The sequence below is a fragment of the Pseudomonas weihenstephanensis genome, assembly GCF_016812185.1.
GTDB classification, from domain to species: domain Bacteria; phylum Pseudomonadota; class Gammaproteobacteria; order Pseudomonadales; family Pseudomonadaceae; genus Aquipseudomonas; species Aquipseudomonas weihenstephanensis.
This window is the reverse complement of sequence record NZ_JAAEBV010000002.1, coordinates 134,347-149,930: the sequence shown is the minus strand read 5'-3', so window position 1 is coordinate 149,930 and position 15,584 is coordinate 134,347. Positions and strand designations below refer to the sequence as shown.

Sequence of the window (15,584 nt, the reverse complement as noted above, 5' to 3'; positions counted from 1 at the left end):
AGACGATGGCCTGATACTAGGCGTGATACCGATGGGCGCCAAGCGTAAAAGTGTCAACGGATGCGGCTTTTTGATATCAACTTAAGGCCGTTGCCGGTTATCTTTGATCAGGCCGCGAATGTGTGCCTTGACCGCGATCAGCATGCCCCAGGCTAAATGCTAGCTAAATAACAATAAGCAGCTACCCATTAAGGATCTTGCATGTCTCGCTTGCGTCGGGCTTTGATTGTGTCGGGATTGACCTTGTGGGCACAGCACGCGAGTGCTGAACCGCTGCGTCTGGTGGGAGACCTGTGGCCCCCCTTTACGGATGGCACGCTGGTCAATGGCGGGCTGGCCACCGATCTGGTCAGTACCGCCCTGGCTCGCGCGGGTTATAGCAGCGGTTTCGAACAGGTGCCGTGGGCCAGGGCCATGATGGGCTTGCGCAACGGGCGCTACGACATTCTGGTCAACGCCTGGTACGACGAAGACCGCATGAAGATTGGCGAGTTTTCGGCCCCTTACCTGCAAAATCGTCTGCGCTTTATTCGGCGCAAAGACTCCCCGGTGGACTTCACTACGCTCGCGCAGTTATCCGGCTATGGCATTGCCTATGTGCCGGGTTACGCCTACACAGCCGAATTTGACACCCACACCCAGCTCAAAAAAATACCTGTGCATAACTTCGCGATGGCCGTGCGCATGCTGGTGGCCGGACGTGTCAGCCTGACCCTGGAAGACGAGTACGTGGCGCGGTATCGGCTGGCGCGTGAGTCGGCACGGGTGCGCAATGCGGTGGAGTTTATGCCCAAGGTGTTGAGCGAAAACCAGCTGCATATTCTGGTCAGCCTACAGAACCCGGACCACGCCAAAATCGTCTCGGACTTTGACCGCGAAATCATCGCCATGAAAGCCGACGGCAGCTTTGATCGGTTGATCAAAGCGCATGGGATGTGATCCATCCTCAGCGAGGTGCCTGGGCTCACGGGCGCTTTGCGCTCGATCGCAGCCTCGTCCCTGATCAGCGACTACGGCACATGAATACACGCAGCGGTTGCTGACGAGCAGCGCTACGCAGTCTTGATCAAATGCGCCGCCAGCGTGCGCAACGGCCCAAGCTGGCGGCAAATCAGTGCCAGTTGGGTTTGCACCAGTCGCTGGCTTTCGTCCAGTTCGTCCGGCATCTGCTCCAGTTCATTGGCCAGCGCTTCTTCTTCATCACTTTGCACCGCCACCGGTTGTTTGGCGGCCAACCCTTGGGCGATCAGGTCAATGCTGTCGGCAATCTGCCGCCCCGCGCCCTCAATCAACTGCTCACGTATGTCCCCCGGCAGTGGGGTGTCGCGGTGCGCGCCCAAGCCTGACAAGTAGCTGAGGAGGGTGTGCGACAGCACCAAAAAGCGGAAACCCATGTCGGCATCCTTACGGAAATGCCCCGGTTCCATCAGCATGTTGGCCAGTGTGGTCGACAGCGCCGCATCGGCGTTGTGCGCATTGCGTCGCGCCAACCGGTACGCCAGATCATCCGTTTTACCCTGCGCGTACTGCTGCAAAATCTGCCGCAAGTATTGGCTGTTACAGCTCAAGGTATTGGCCAGCACCTTGTTCAGACGGCGGCCTTGCCAGTCGGGCAAGAACAGGAACACCGCCGCCGCTGCAATCACACTGCCCACCAGCGTGTCGAACAGGCGCGGCAGGAACAGCCCGTAGCCATCGCCCACTTGATTGAAGCAGAACAGCACCATCAGGGTGATCGCGGCGGTGCTCAAGGTGTAGCGCGTGGTGCGGTTGATAAAGAACACCACGCCTGCGGCCACCGCGAACATGGATTGAATCAGCGGGTTGGGGAACAGGTCGAACAGCGCCCAACCCACCGCCAGACCAATCGCCGTGCCGATAATGCGCTGACTGAACTTGCGCCGTGTGGCGCCATAGCTGGGCGAACAGACAAACAGCGTGGTGAGGATGATCCAGTAACCTTGCGTCGGGTGAATCCAGTGCACCATCGCAAAACCGATACACAAGGCCAAAGGCAGGCGCAGGGCGTGGCGGAAGATCAGCGAGGTCGGCGTCAGGTGCTGGCGCAGCCGCGACCAGACGTCTTTGAGGTTGCGCGGCGAGCGATCCAGCAAGCTGCTGTCGGTGGCGTCGGCCAGGGTGTCGGGGTTGCTGGCGTCACTCAACAACCGGTCGAGCGTACCGAGGTTGGCAGCCAGCGCGCGCAGCGAGCGCAGCAAGCCGCGCCAGGCCGGGTTGCTCTGAATGCGCAGATGTTCGAGAGAGGCGTGCAAGTCGCTCAGGGCTTCAGCAAAACTGTCGTCGTAGACAAACGGTTGGCGCAGTTTGATCGAGTCCGACAGGCGCTGACAGGCCACGCCTTGTTGGCGCAGCAGGCGCTGGCAGCGGAACATCACATCGCTGTGAAAGAAGGCGTCGGCCAAAGCGTTGTACGGGTAGTGCGAAGAACTGGCGCGCTCGTGGATATCTTGGGCGAGGAAATACAGCTTCAGGTATCGGCTGAGTTTGGACCCGGGCCGCGAGTTACCGACGCGGTGCAGAATGATTTCTTTGGCCGTGTTCAGTGCGGCGACGACCTTGCCATTTTGCCGCGCAAGGTCCAGACGCCCGGCTTCTACATCCAGCGTGCGGATCGGTTCGAACAATGAGGACTTGAGCTTGAGGTACAGCCCCAACTCCCAGAACAGCCGGGCCAGGCTTTGCTGCACCGGCTGATGGGAAAACAGCGCTTGCCACAGCACCGACAGCAGACCGTACCAGGCCGCGCCAGCCACCAGCAGCAGAGGCTCGTGCCAGAAATCGGTGACTTCGCCGCCGCGCTGATCGACGCCGATCATGGTGTACACCGCCAGGATCAGCGTGGCAGAGGCAATGGCACCATAGCGTTCGCCCAACGCACCGAGCATGGTCAGGCCGAACGCGGCCAGCGCCAGTGCGCAGACCATGAGCAACGGATAGGGGAACAACAACTCGACGGTGGTCGCGGCGGCGGTGAAGCACACCAATGTCACCAGCAAGGCGTTGAGACGGCCTTGCCAGCTGTCATCGGTTTCGGAAAGGGCGCTGGCGATGATCCCCAGAAACAGCGGGATCAGCAGCTTCATCTCATCTTGATACCAGCAAAAAGCCATGCTGCCGGTCAGGGCGATAAACACCCGAACGCTGTAACTGAACTTGTCCCGCGCCCACAGGCGGCGCAAAGACTGCTGAAAAGTTTTCGATGACATGAAGTGGCGTGGCCTTGCGAGTCGTTTCGCTAAATTGAGCCAGTTAAGACGACAGTGCAATGACACTGTTCACATCGCGCTCAAATTATTTTTGCGCCCATGAAGGCGAAGGCGGCGCGCGTTGATGTTTAAACGCTCGCCGCTTTAGGCGAGGGTCAGACGTACTGCGCGGCCGCGTAACCCGATGCCCACGCCCACTGGAAGTTAAACCCTCCCAGATGGCCGCTCACATCCAGCACTTCGCCGACAAAGTACAGGCCGGGGCTTTTCAGCGACTCCATGGTTTTGGACGACACCTCGCGGGTATCCACCCCGCCCAGTGTCACTTCCGCCGTGCGATAACCTTCGGTGCCTGCCGGTACAACCTTCCAGCACGCCAGTTTGTCGGCCACGTCTACCAGTTCATTCGGGGTGTACTGCTTCATCGGCTTGGACACAAACCAGTGCTCGGCCAACAGATTGGCCATCTTCTTGGTGAAGATTTCGCCAAGCAGGGTTTTCAGCTCACTGTTGGGGCGTTCGGCTTGTTGGGTGTGCAGCCAGTCCAGCGCGTCGGCGTCGGGCAGCAGGTTGATCTCAACCGTGTCACCAGGGAGCCAGAACGATGAAATCTGCAAGATCGCCGGCCCGCTCAGCCCCCGGTGAGTGAACAGGATGTTTTCGCGAAAACTTTGATCATTGCAGCTCACCAGGCAGTCCACCGAAGTCCCCGACAGCTCCGTGCACAGTGCTTTGAGCTGGTCGGTGATGGTAAACGGCACCAGCCCGGCGCGTGTCGGTAGCAGCGTATGACCGAATTGCTTGGCCACTTGATAACCGAAACCGGTCGCGCCGAGGGTCGGAATCGACAGCCCGCCGGTGGCAATCACCAACGACGGGCAGTTGATCGGGCCCAGCGTTGTGTTGAGGCTGTAACCGGTGTCGGTTTTTTCGATCTGCTCCACCGAGGTGTCCAGGTGCAGGCTCACGCCCGCCTGTTTGCACTCGTCGAGGAGCATGTCGAGGATGTCGCTGGATTTGTTATCGCAGAACAGCTGGCCGAGTTTTTTCTCGTGATACGGCACGCCATGCTTGGCCACCATCGCGATGAAATCCCATTGGGTGTAACGGGCCAGTGCCGACTTGCAGAAGTGCGGGTTCTGCGACAGGAAGTTGTTGGGTTCGGCGTACATATTGGTGAAGTTGCAGCGGCCACCGCCGGACATGAGGATTTTTTTGCCCGCCTTGTTGGCGTGGTCAATCAGCATCACCTTGCGCCCACGTCCGGCAGCGGTCAGCGCGCACATCAAACCTGCGGCGCCAGCGCCAATAATTACAACGTCGGTAGAGCGCAAAACTGAATCCTCATTAAAAACGGCCCTCACCCCAACCCTCGCCCGAAGGCAGAGGGCGCTTGATTGAGGTGATCTTGAATTCTGTACAGATCAGCCCCCTTTCCCTCAGGCAGAGGGGTGAGGGAGCCGATACCGCGGTGTTACAACACGCGCACGCGCAACACGCGGCCTTTGATTTTGCCTTCGCTCAAACGCTGTGCCGCTTGCTTGGCGATGGTGCGGTCGACGGCGACATAGGCCTGGAAGTCAAAGATGGCAATCTTGCCCACCTGAGCGCCCGGAATGCCGGCATCGCCAGTCAGTGCGCCCAAAATGTCACCCGGACGCACTTTGTCTTTACGACCGGCACCGATCACCAGCGTGCTCATGGCGGGTAGCAACGGAGCGCCACCCTGCGAGGTCAGGCTGTCCAGGTTTTCCCAGTTCAGCGGGGCCTTTTGCAGTTGCTCGATGGCTTGGGCGCGGTGTGCTTCAGACGGGGCAACCAGGCTGATGGCGATACCTTTCTCACCCGCACGACCGGTACGGCCTACACGGTGAATGTGGATCTCGCTGTCGCGGGCCAACTCAACGTTGAGCACCATGTCCAGTGCGTCGATGTCCAGGCCACGGGCTGCCACGTCAGTGGCCACCAGTACCGAGGTAGAGCGGTTGGCAAACATCGCCAGGACTTGATCACGGTCGCGCTGTTCCAGATCGCCGTGCAGGCCAACGGCCGAAATACCTTTGGAGGTCAGGTGATCTACGGTTTCCTGAACCTGCTGCTTGGTGAAGCAGAACGCCACGCAGGATTGTGGACGGAAATGGCCCAGCACCTTGGTCACGGCACTCATGCGCTCTTCAGGGGAGATCTCGTAGAAACGCTGCTCGATCTGGCTGTCGGTGTGCAGGGCTTCGGCCTTGACCTGCTGCGGGTTACGCATGAACTTGGACGACAACTGCTTGATGCCCGTCGGGTAGGTGGCCGAGAACAGCAGGGTCTGGCGACGTTCCGGGGTTTTGACAATGATGTCTTCGATGGCGTCGTAAAAGCCCATGTCCAGCATGCGGTCAGCTTCGTCGAGCACCAGCGTGTTCAAACCGTCGAGTACCAGCGAGCCTTTGCGCAAGTGCTGCTGAATGCGGCCTGGCGTGCCAACGATGATGTGCGCGCCGTGCTCCAGCGAGCCGATCTGCGGGCCGAACGACACGCCGCCACACAGGGTCAGCACTTTGATGTTGTCTTCGGCGCGGGCCAGACGGCGGATTTCTTTAGCCACCTGGTCAGCCAGTTCGCGGGTTGGGCAAATCACCAGCGCCTGGCAGCCGAAGAAGCGCGGATTGATCGGGTTCAACAGGCCGATACCGAAGGCGGCGGTCTTGCCGCTGCCGGTCTTGGCCTGAGCGATCAGGTCCATACCCTTGAGGATCACCGGCAAGCTCTGCGCCTGAATCGGCGTCATCTGGGCATAACCGAGTGAGTCGAGGTTAGCCAACATGGCGGCGGACAAAGGCAGAGTGTTAAAAGCGGTGGCAATGGTGGTCACGGGACTGGCCTGCAAAACAAAATGTCGCGCAGTGTAACAGCCCAGCGCCCTTTGCCTGAAGATTCTGGACGAGTTGCGGTGCAGAACCTGTAGGCGCCAGCACGCTGGCGCCTACAGCCGGGATCAATGCTCCAGCTCATGCTCCGAGTTGGCTTTGGGTTTGCGCCCGTCCTGAGGCGACAGTTGCAGGAAGATCGCCGCTGCCAGCATGGCCATGATGCCCACGGTGAGGAAGGTCAGCTGGAACGCGCCAAGTACGGTGTCGACCCCGTCGCTGCCGCCATCCCCGGTGAACCCGCCAAGCAAGGCGCCCGCACAGGCCACGCCCAGGCTCAGCGACAGTTGCGCCACCACTGACAGCAAACTGTTGCCGCTGCTGGCGCTGGCGTCATCGAGGTCGATCAGGGTGACGGTGTTCATCGCCGTGAATTGCAGCGAGTTGATCGCACCGAGCACGGCCAGCATCGCGAGCAGCAGCGGGTACGGCGTGTGCGCCGTCACCAGCCCCATGCTGGCCAGCATGATGCCCAGCGCAAAGGTGTTGATCGTCAGCACTTTGCGGTAGCCCAGACGCTCGATCAGCGGCCGTGCAATCCACTTGGCCAACATGGCCGCGGCGGCCAGCGGCAGCATGCTCATCCCGGCCTGGGACGGTGAGTAGCCCAGCGCCACTTGCAGCAGCAGCGGTACCAAAAAAGGCAGTGCGCCGCTGCCCAAGCGGGCGAACAGATTACCCAGGATGCCCACGGCAAACGTTTTGGTCTTGAACAGCTTGGGCGAAAACAGCGGGTTGGCGATGTTACCGGCGCGCAGCCAGTACGCCGCCAGGCACGCCATGCCCGCAAACAGCAGCAACATGACCCGCAGGTGCGGCATGTGCAACTCGCCCAAGCCTTCCATCGCAATGGTGATAAACACCATCGCTGCGCCAAACAGTACAAAGCCCAGGCCGTCGAACCGTGTGCGCTCATCGCCGCGCAGGTCCGGGATAAAGTGCCACACCGCCCAGCAGCCAAATGCGCCCACGGGCAAGTTGATCAAAAATATCCAGTGCCAGCTCAGGTACTGCACCATCCAGCCGCCCATGGTGGGACCGATCAACGGCCCGAGCAGGCCGGGGATGGTGATAAACCCCATGATGCGCACCAGCTCCGAGCGCGGGTAGGCCTTGAGCACCACCAGCCGCCCGATGGGCAGCATCAGCGCACCGCCAAGGCCCTGAATGATACGGGCGCCGATCAACTCGTTGAGGGTGCCTGACAGCGCGCACAGCAACGATCCGAAGCTGAACAACAGAATGGCGGTAAAGAAGATTTTTTTAGTGCCGAAGCGGTCAGCGATCCAGCCCGAGGCCGGTATCAGCAGCGCGACCGTGAGCATATAAGCGACGATCACGCCTTGCATGCGCAGCGGGTTTTCTTTCAGGTCGCTGGCCATGTCGGGCAGCGCGGTGTTGAGGATGGTGCCGTCAAGCGACTGCATGAAAAACGCGATGGCCACCACCCACGGCAACCAGCGCAGCGTTTCAGGACTCAGAACCGGACGTGCGGGCATAGGACCTCTTTTTCTGATCAAAACTCTGTGTAGTGGCTGCCGCAGGCTGCGATGAGGTCCTTAGCGAGCAACCTTCGCAGCCTTTGGCAGCGACTACAGGTGGGTTACAACGTCAACGTAAGTTTTTTGACCAGTGCCCCCGGCAATAAATTCGACGCCGTTTGCCGTTGGTCATAGGTGCTGGCCGACAGCAGCAGCTCGCGCTCTACGGTCAGTGCTTCTAGCTGTGAACCCAGCAAACTGTAGATGCTGTCATCAAAGCGCATGGTATTGACCGGGGCCTTGATCTCGCCGTTTTCCACCCAGAACGTCGCAAAACGCGTCATGCCGGTCAGACGGGCTGCCGGTTGGTCAGAGTAGTTCAAATACCACAGGTTGCTGATGTACAGCCCGGTGCCCAGTTGCTTGAGAATGTCGGCCTGCGCCAGCGTACCGGGCGCCATCGCCAGGGCGCTCGGGGCCTCGCCCCCCGGCGCGCCGTTGACTTCAAGGCTGTATTCGGCGGCACTGCGTGAACCCACCAGTTGCTGATTGGCCTTGCCGTGTTTGACCAGCGACAAGTCCTGACGCGGGTAGCCTTCACCCGAAAACGCAGGGCTTAACGATTGGCTGACGTGTTCATCCAGCGACACCAGCGGGCTTAGGTGGGCGTCGCCTGCGTAGAGCTTTTGCAGCGGGCTGGATTTGCTGGCCAGCGCCTGCGCCGAGAACCCGCCCCAAGTCAGCATGCTCATGACTTCTTCCAGGGCCGCCGGGGCCAGATAGGCGCGGTATTCACCGGGTGCCAGCACCTGCACCGGGCGCCCCAGAAACTCAAGCTGCTCGCGGGCCTGCTGCATGCGGTGGGCGAAGCGCTGGCTGTTCCAGTCGGTCCCCGCGTAGCTGGCTTTTACCGCTTGGCCGTCGCTGTGGAACAAGCTCCAGTCGAAGTTGAAACTGTTGGCCTGATGCCAGCCAAACGCACCTTCAGAACTGGCGTAGCCCACACTGATCGGTCCACAGGCATAAAACCCCACCAAGTCGACGCCCTCGCTGGCACGGCGAATGTCTGCCAGCACCTGCGCCGTGTCGGGCAGCGGCGGTTCTTGCACATGATGGCTGTGCCACGGCTGCGGATTGAGCAGCAAATAGGGGTCTGGCGCCAGCAAGGGCAGGGTGTCGCGCAGTTGCTGCAAGGCGCCGGCCAACCGGCGTTGATCCTCTTCGGTGGCCCCGGCAAGCGTCATGCTGACATCGGCGTGACGCCCTTCGTGGATCAGTTTCAGGCTCAGGCTGGCCTGCTGTACCTGCCCGGCCTGACGCACCCGGCCCTTGTTGAAGCGAATGAACTGCGAGGCTTCAGCGTCATAGCTCACGGTGAATTGCTCAGGGCTGTTGATCGCTGTGCGCAGCCAGGCAACCAGTGCTTGGAACTGCTCGGCCTGACTCAGTCGGGTGCTCATCAGGCGTCACCTCCAAACACATCAATGTCACGGAACACGCACGCGGGCGATGCATGCCCCACGCGAATCACTTGGTTGGGCTCGCCCTTGCCGCAGTTCGGCGTGCCCAGCACTTTAAAGGTGCTGGCGTCGCCCACGGCGCTCAGGCTGCACCAAAACTGTTCGGAAATGCCCCGGTAGTTGGGGTTTTTCACCACGCCCTTGAGTTCGCCATTCTCGATCAATTGACCCCATTCGCAGCCGAACTGGAATTTATTGCGCGCATCATCAATCGACCACGAACGGTTGGTCGCCATCAGGATGCCGCTTTCGATACCGCCAATCAGTTGTTGCATCGATTGCTCGCCTAGCTCGACGTTGAGGTTAGCCATGCGATCAATCGGCGGACGATTCCAGCCACAGGCCCGGCTGTTGGCCACGCCCTCAAGGCCGGAGCGAAATTGCGACAAGGCACCGCCCAATGGACGCAACAGCAAGCCTTCGCGAATCAGGTATTCCTTACGCGCGGGCGTGCCGTCATCGTCATGGCTGTAGCTGGCAAGCTCTTCAGGGAGGGTGGGGTCGAACGTCACATTGAGCAATTTCGAACCGTATTGCAGGTGCCCGAAGTCGCTGGTTTTAACGAAACTGGTGCCCGCGTAGTTACGCTCATCACCCAGAATGCGGTCCAGTTCCAGCGGGTGGCCGATGGACTCGTGGATTTGCAGAATCATCTGGTCCGGCATCAGCAACAGGTCGCGTTTGCCTTGGGGGGCGTTGGCCGCCAGCAGTAATTGCAAGGCTTGGTCGGCGACGTGTGGGGCTGCGCCGATCAGCCCGCAGCGGCTGATGACATCGGCACCGCCTTGTTGGCCAAAATTGTCGCGGCCCAAACTGCGGGTCTGGCTGTCGTGGCCGTCGTACGCGGTGACTGACATACCCGGATAAACAAAGCGCTGCGCCTGACGTAACTCGGCGCCTGCATTGTTGAGGTAAATCTGTTCGACGAGATTCAGGCCCAGGCCCACCTCCCAGCTCACCAGCCGCTCATCGTTGGGCACGGCGGCAGATTCGGCGCTCAGCAGCTCAAAGCACTCGCTGAGCGAAGGGAAAGGTTGGTCGAGGTTGGGCGAACAGTAATCGGCGCGTTCGCCCGACACCGGCTCTTGGCTCAGGTCGAGCAGCGTGTGGGCAGCGATCAGGCCGGCCTGCGCTTCGGCCCGCTCCAGCGCGGCTTGCAAACCGGCTTGCGACAGGTCATTGGTGGCGGCATAAGCTTCGACACCGTTGATACGCACGGTCAGCATTGCGCCTTGGTCGTGATTGAAAGAAGGCGGCTCTGCGACATGCTTGCGTACCGACAGGTATTGCCCGGACTCGCGCACATAACGTAACGAAAAGAACTCGGCCCGGGTGCGCAGCGCGTCGAAGCGCTGCTTGAGCTGAGGGTAGAAATCAAACATGCACAGACCTCCTTGTTGAGAGCGAAAGCGCCCTCACCCCAACCCTCTCCCGCAGGGAGAGGGTTGGGGTGAGGGTTACTCAGGGCAGCGATTTAAACCGGGCAACCCTTGGCGCGCAGGATGGCGTCAAAACGGTCCGGGTCCAGCGTGCCTTCTTCAATGGCCTTGAGGGTCGCTTGTTCACGCGCCAACAGATCATGGCAGCGGATCAGCAACTCTGGCAGCTCAGTGCGTGATGCGGCAACCACGCCATCGCCATCGCCAATCATCAGGTCGCCAGGCATGACCAACATGCCCGCGCACGAGATCGGCACGTTGATTTCGCCGCCGCCGTCTGTGCTCGGGCCACGGTGTACGCCGCCGATGGCGTAAGCCGGCAGCTCGCCTGTTTGCCACTCGTCAAGGTCGCGCAGGGCACCGTTTATCACGACGCCGACGATGCCGGCTTTAAGGGCCATGGCGCGCATGATGCCGCCAAATACAGCGCGGGTCAGGTCGGCGCTGCCGTCGATCACCAGCACATCGCCAGGGCGGGCCATTTGCATGGCTTTGAGGATCATCAGGTTGTCGCCGGGACGCACGCGCACGGTCAGTGCGCTGCCGAGCATCGGGCGGTTGCCGTGGAACGACTTGAGACCCAGGCCGCCAACGTTGCGGCCCAGGCAGTCGCTGACAGCGGCGGCAGGGATCTTGCTGAACTCGGTCAGCCATTTTGGATCGAGAGGTTCTGCGTTTGGATTAATCAGGAAGCCGGTTGGCCATTTGCTCGAAGAGACAACATCAAACATAGAAAACCTCTTGGCCAGGCAGGTGCTGGCGTGTCGGGTGGGGCGGGGGGGTGAGGCGCGAAACGAGGCACTAGATTAGGCCTGCGTTGAGGCCGGGGCAAGCGGGGGGAAGATGAAACAATGAACGACACCCACCCCGTAGTCGCTGCCGAAGGCTGCGATGAGGGGTGTGGCGGGTTCAAGAATACGGGGGGGCAACCCCCCCTTCGCAGCCTGCGGCAGCGACTACCGATTGATCGCTGTTACTGCGCGGTACGGCTCACGTCACGCAGCGGCTTGCCGCGTACCGGTGCATCACCTGCCACGTAGTAGTCAGCGGTGCTGCGCGGCAACGGCTGGCGACCACGGATCTTGTCGGCGATTTTCTCGGCGATCATGATCGTTGGGGCGTTCAGGTTACCGGTGGTGATCAGCGGCATGATCGAGGCGTCGACCACACGCAGACCCTGCATGCCATGCACGCGGCCTTCGCCGTCTACCACAGCCATCTCGTCGGTGCCCATTTTGCACGAGCAAGACGGGTGGAACGCGGTCTCGGCATGTTCGCGGATAAACGTGTCCAGCTCTTCGTCCGTCTGCTTGTCGATACCGGGGCTGATTTCACGGCCACGGTAAGCGTCCAGCGCAGGCTGCTGCATGATTTCACGGGTCAGGCGGATGCCGTCACGGAACTCTTGCCAGTCTTGCTCGGCTGCCATGTAGTTAAACAAGATGCTTGGGTATTCACGCGGGTCTTTGGACTTCACGTTGATCCGGCCACGGCTCGGCGAACGCATGGAACCCATGTGCGCCTGGAAACCGTGTTCTTTCACGCCGTTGCTGCCGTTGTAGTTAATCGCGACTGGCAGGAAGTGATACTGAATGTTTGGCCACTCGAACTCTTCGCGGGTGCGGATAAAACCACCGGCTTCGAACTGGTTGCTCGCGCCAATGCCTTTGCCCAGGAACATCCACTCAGCGCCAATTGCCGGCTGGTTCCACCACAACAGTGACGGGTACAGCGACACCGGCTGGGTGCAGGCGTATTGCAGGTACAGCTCAAGGTGGTCTTGCAGGTTCCGGCCCACGCCTGGCAGGTCATGAACCACCGGGATGTCGAGGCTGTTAAGCAACTCGGCCGGGCCGACGCCGGAGCGTTGCAGCACGGTCGGCGAACCGATGGCGCCGCTGCACAGCAGCACTTCTTTACGGGCCTTGGCCTGAATGCGGGTGTCGCTGTCGCCGACCATGTAGGACACGCCAACGGCACGCTTGCCTTCAAACAGGATTTTGTCGGTCAAGGCGTGGGTGACGATTTTCAACGTTGAACGCTGCTTGGCCGTGTCCAGGTAACCGCGGGCGGTGCTGGCGCGACGGCCGTTCGGCGTCACGGTACGGTCCATCGGGCCGAAACCTTCCTGCTGGTAGCCGTTCAAGTCTTCGGTGCGCGGGTAGCCCGCTTGTACACCGGCTTCAACCATGGCGTGGAACAGCACGTTGTTCCCGGCTTTAGGCGTGGTCACGCTGACCGGACCGTCGCCACCGTGGTAGTCGTTCGGGCCGATGTCACGGGTTTCAGCCTTGCGGAAGTACGGCAGGCAGTCCAGGTACGTCCAGTCTTCGAGGCCCGGGTTTTTCGCCCAGCCGTCGTAGTCCATTGCGTTACCGCGGATGTAGCACATGCCGTTGATCAGGGACGAGCCGCCCAGACCTTTGCCACGGCCACATTCCATGCGGCGGTTATCCATGTGTGGCTCTGGATCGGTTTCGAAGGCCCAGTTGTAGCGGCGGCCTTGCAGCGGGAATGCCAGTGCCGCAGGCATTTGCGTGCGGAAGTCGAAACGGTAGTCCGGGCCGCCTGCTTCAAGCAGCAGCACGGTGACGCCTTGGTCTTCAGTCAGACGGGTCGCCAGGGTGTTACCGGCAGAACCGGCACCAATGATGATGTAGTCGAATTCTTGGGACATAAAATGCACCCTCGTATAAATAAAGAACGCTGTAGTCGCTGCCCAAGGCTGCTGCGAAGGATTGCTGTGCAACCCTTCGCAACCTGCGGCAGCGACGACCAGTAATCGGCTGTCAGGTGGGTTTAGAACACCGAGACGTAATCGCCCAGCTCTACCTGTACCGATTTGATCTGGGTGTACTGAGCCAGCGAGCTGATACCGTTTTCACGGCCAATGCCCGACTGCTTGTAGCCGCCCACCGGCATTTTTGCGTCGGATTCGCCCCAGGCGTTGATCCAGCAAATACCCGCTTCCAATTGATGAATCACGCGGTGAGCGCGGTTCAGGTCTTTGGTCACCAGGCCCGCAGCCAGACCGAACTCGGTGTCATTGGCGCGGCGGATCACTTCTTCTTCGGTGTCATAGGTGAGGATGCTCATCACCGGGCCGAAGATTTCTTCTTTAACAATGGTCATGTCGTCGGTGCAGTCGGTGAACACGGTCGGTGCCACGAATGCGCCTTTGGCCAGGTCGCCTTCGGTCAGGCGTTCGCCGCCGCACAGTACGCGGGCGCCTTGCTCTTTACCCTTGGCAATGTAGCCAAGCACGCTTTCCATGTGGGCAAAGCTGACCAACGGGCCGAAGTTGGTGTTTTCGTCTTCCGGGTTGCCGATGCGGATGCGCGCAACGCGCTCCAGAATCTTGGCTTCGAATGCGGCTTTGAGTGCAGTCGGCACGAACACGCGGGTGCCGTTGGTGCACACCTGGCCCGAGCTGTAGAAGTTGGCCATCATCGCGGTGTCAGCCGCGCGGTCCAGGTCGGCGTCGTCAAAAATGATCAGTGGCGACTTGCCGCCCAACTCCATCGTCACGTCCTTCAAGGAAGAGCTGGTGGCGCTGGCGGTGACTTTTTTGCCGGTGTCGGTGCCGCCGGTGAACGAGATTTTTTCGATGCGCGGGTGTTCGGTCAGCCAGGTGCCGACTTCACGGCCGCTGCCGGTCAGTACGTTGAACACGCCGTCTGGCAGGCCCGCAGCCGTGAAGATTTCAGCCAGTTTCAAGGTGGTCAGCGAGGTGACTTCGCTTGGCTTGAAGATCATTGCGTTGCCCGCTGCCAGCGCCGGTGCAGATTTCCACAGGGCGATCTGGATCGGGTAGTTCCACGCGCCGATACCGGCCACAACGCCCAGCGGCTCGCGACGGGTGTAGACGAACGAGGTGTCGCGCAGCGGGATTTGCTCGCCTTCAATCGCAGGCGCCAGGCCAGCGTAGTACTCCAGCACGTCAGCACCGGTGACGATGTCAACGTAGCGGGTTTCGGAGTACGACTTGCCGGTGTCCAGGGTTTCCAGCGCGGCCAGTTCATCGTTGCGCTCGCGCAGGATGTCCACCGCGCGGCGCAGGATGCGCGAGCGCTCCATGGAGGTCATGGCAGCCCAGATTTTCTGGCCTTTTTCAGCGCTGACAACCGCGCGCTCAACGTCTTCCTTGGTCGCACGTTGCACTTGTGCGAGGACTTCGCCGTTAGCCGGGTTGATGGCATCGAAGGTTGCATCGCTGCTGGCGTCTGTGTAACCGCCGTCGATGTAAAGTTTTTGCAGTTCGAAACGGGCCATAAAATCCTCGCAAGTGCATAAGTGGTTGGCGTTGATCGTGGAGCGGGATGCCATCTAACTGGGGCAACTCAGATTCACGACAGTTCAGGGGTTAAGCGTTAATTGAGGCTTAACTCACCTGTTTCGCCAGTTGTAGATCCATGTATTCGTAGCAGATGCGTTGCGCCTGTTCTGTGTCGAAAGCATCTCCCGACAGGGCGCCACGCAGCCATAGTCCATCGATGAGGGCCGCCAGGCCGCGCGCTGCCGAGCGGGCTTCGGCCTGCGGCAACACACGACGAAACTGGCAGCACAGATTGGAATACAGGCGGTGATCGTTGATCCGCTGCAATCTGTGCAACGACGGTTGGTGCATGCTGGCAGCCCAGAAGGCGAGCCAGGTTTTCATTGCCGGGCCACTGACTTGGCTGGCGTCAAAGTTGCCTTCAACGATGACCTGCAAGTGAGCCCTCGGGCTGTCGTCGTCCAGCGCTTGGCGGCGCTCGGTGACGTTGTCGATCAAGACGTTCATCAAGTACCGCATGGTGGCGGCAATCAGACCGTTCTTGTCTCGAAAATAGTGGCTGATGATGCCGTTCGACACACCGGCCAAACGGGCAATCAGCGCAATGCTGGCATCCGCCATGCCAACCTGATCGACGGCCTGTAAGGTGGCTTCGATCAACTGTTGACGGCGTATGGGTTGCATACCGACCTTGGGCATTTTTGCTCATCTCCTTGGGCCGGCGGA

Annotated in this window: 11 protein-coding genes; 1 reads left to right on the top strand and 10 read right to left on the bottom strand. The window is 60.4% G+C overall.

What is annotated here, in order from left to right:
- The first annotated feature begins 201 nt into the window (after positions 1-201).
- Positions 202-939 carry a substrate-binding periplasmic protein gene (locus GYN01_RS08085; RefSeq protein WP_048364144.1) on the top strand — a complete coding sequence of 246 codons (738 nt, stop codon included), beginning with the start codon at positions 202-204 and terminating at the stop codon, positions 937-939.
- A 113-nt stretch (positions 940-1,052) separates the two neighbouring features.
- Here GYN01_RS08085 and yccS read toward each other — a convergent pair whose 3' ends face one another.
- The 10 genes from yccS to betI all read right to left on the bottom strand — a co-directional run bounded on the left by yccS (position 1,053) and on the right by betI (position 15,557).
- Positions 1,053-3,227 (bottom strand): YccS family putative transporter, encoded by a 2,175-nt coding sequence (gene yccS, locus GYN01_RS08080; RefSeq protein WP_048364145.1) that lies wholly within the window; start codon positions 3,225-3,227, stop codon positions 1,053-1,055.
- Between the two features lie 155 nt (positions 3,228-3,382).
- Positions 3,383-4,561 (bottom strand): BaiN/RdsA family NAD(P)/FAD-dependent oxidoreductase, encoded by a 1,179-nt coding sequence (locus GYN01_RS08075; protein WP_203306856.1) that lies wholly within the window; start codon positions 4,559-4,561, stop codon positions 3,383-3,385.
- Positions 4,562-4,701: 140 nt separating this feature from the next.
- Positions 4,702-6,039, bottom strand: a complete 1,338-nt coding sequence (gene dbpA / locus GYN01_RS08070) for an ATP-dependent RNA helicase DbpA (RefSeq protein WP_238936195.1) — start codon at positions 6,037-6,039, stop codon at positions 4,702-4,704.
- Positions 6,040-6,210: 171 nt separating this feature from the next.
- Positions 6,211-7,641, bottom strand: a complete 1,431-nt coding sequence (mdtD, locus tag GYN01_RS08065; protein ID WP_048364148.1) for a multidrug transporter subunit MdtD — start codon at positions 7,639-7,641, stop codon at positions 6,211-6,213.
- Positions 7,642-7,745: 104 nt separating this feature from the next.
- Positions 7,746-9,083 (bottom strand): TldD/PmbA family protein, encoded by a 1,338-nt coding sequence (locus GYN01_RS08060; RefSeq protein WP_203306855.1) that lies wholly within the window; start codon positions 9,081-9,083, stop codon positions 7,746-7,748.
- Positions 9,083-10,525 carry a TldD/PmbA family protein gene (locus GYN01_RS08055; RefSeq protein ID WP_203306854.1) on the bottom strand — a complete coding sequence of 481 codons (1,443 nt, stop codon included), beginning with the start codon at positions 10,523-10,525 and terminating at the stop codon, positions 9,083-9,085. The genes GYN01_RS08060 and GYN01_RS08055 overlap by 1 nt, the downstream gene beginning before the upstream one ends.
- Before the next feature lie 92 nt (positions 10,526-10,617).
- Positions 10,618-11,313, bottom strand: a complete 696-nt coding sequence (locus GYN01_RS08050; protein WP_048364151.1) for an RraA family protein — start codon at positions 11,311-11,313, stop codon at positions 10,618-10,620.
- A gap of 242 nt (positions 11,314-11,555) precedes the next feature.
- On the bottom strand, positions 11,556-13,259 hold the full coding sequence (betA, locus tag GYN01_RS08045; RefSeq protein WP_048364152.1) for a choline dehydrogenase: 1,704 nt from the start codon (positions 13,257-13,259) through the stop codon (positions 11,556-11,558).
- A 122-nt stretch (positions 13,260-13,381) separates the two neighbouring features.
- The gene (gene betB / locus GYN01_RS08040) at positions 13,382-14,854 is read right to left on the bottom strand and encodes a betaine-aldehyde dehydrogenase (protein WP_048402204.1); all 1,473 of its coding nucleotides are present in this window, start codon (positions 14,852-14,854) and stop codon (positions 13,382-13,384) included.
- A 109-nt stretch (positions 14,855-14,963) separates the two neighbouring features.
- On the bottom strand, positions 14,964-15,557 hold the full coding sequence (betI, locus tag GYN01_RS08035; RefSeq protein WP_048364154.1) for a transcriptional regulator BetI: 594 nt from the start codon (positions 15,555-15,557) through the stop codon (positions 14,964-14,966).
- Between the last annotated feature and the right edge of the window lie 27 nt (positions 15,558-15,584).

Coding starts and splice junctions, on each gene's coding strand:
- GYN01_RS08085 (WP_048364144.1), top strand. CDS start 202: ATGTCTCGCTTGCGTCGGGCTTTGATTGTGTCGGGATTGACCTTGTGG.
- GYN01_RS08055 (WP_203306854.1), bottom strand. CDS start 10,525: ATGTTTGATTTCTACCCTCAGCTCAAGCAGCGCTTCGACGCGCTGCGC.
- betI (WP_048364154.1), bottom strand. CDS start 15,557: ATGCCCAAGGTCGGTATGCAACCCATACGCCGTCAACAGTTGATCGAA.
- betB (WP_048402204.1), bottom strand. CDS start 14,854: ATGGCCCGTTTCGAACTGCAAAAACTTTACATCGACGGCGGTTACACA.
- mdtD (WP_048364148.1), bottom strand. CDS start 7,641: ATGCCCGCACGTCCGGTTCTGAGTCCTGAAACGCTGCGCTGGTTGCCG.
- dbpA (WP_238936195.1), bottom strand. CDS start 6,039: ATGTTGGCTAACCTCGACTCACTCGGTTATGCCCAGATGACGCCGATT.
- GYN01_RS08050 (WP_048364151.1), bottom strand. CDS start 11,313: ATGTTTGATGTTGTCTCTTCGAGCAAATGGCCAACCGGCTTCCTGATT.
- yccS (WP_048364145.1), bottom strand. CDS start 3,227: ATGTCATCGAAAACTTTTCAGCAGTCTTTGCGCCGCCTGTGGGCGCGG.
- betA (WP_048364152.1), bottom strand. CDS start 13,259: ATGTCCCAAGAATTCGACTACATCATCATTGGTGCCGGTTCTGCCGGT.
- GYN01_RS08060 (WP_203306855.1), bottom strand. CDS start 9,083: ATGAGCACCCGACTGAGTCAGGCCGAGCAGTTCCAAGCACTGGTTGCC.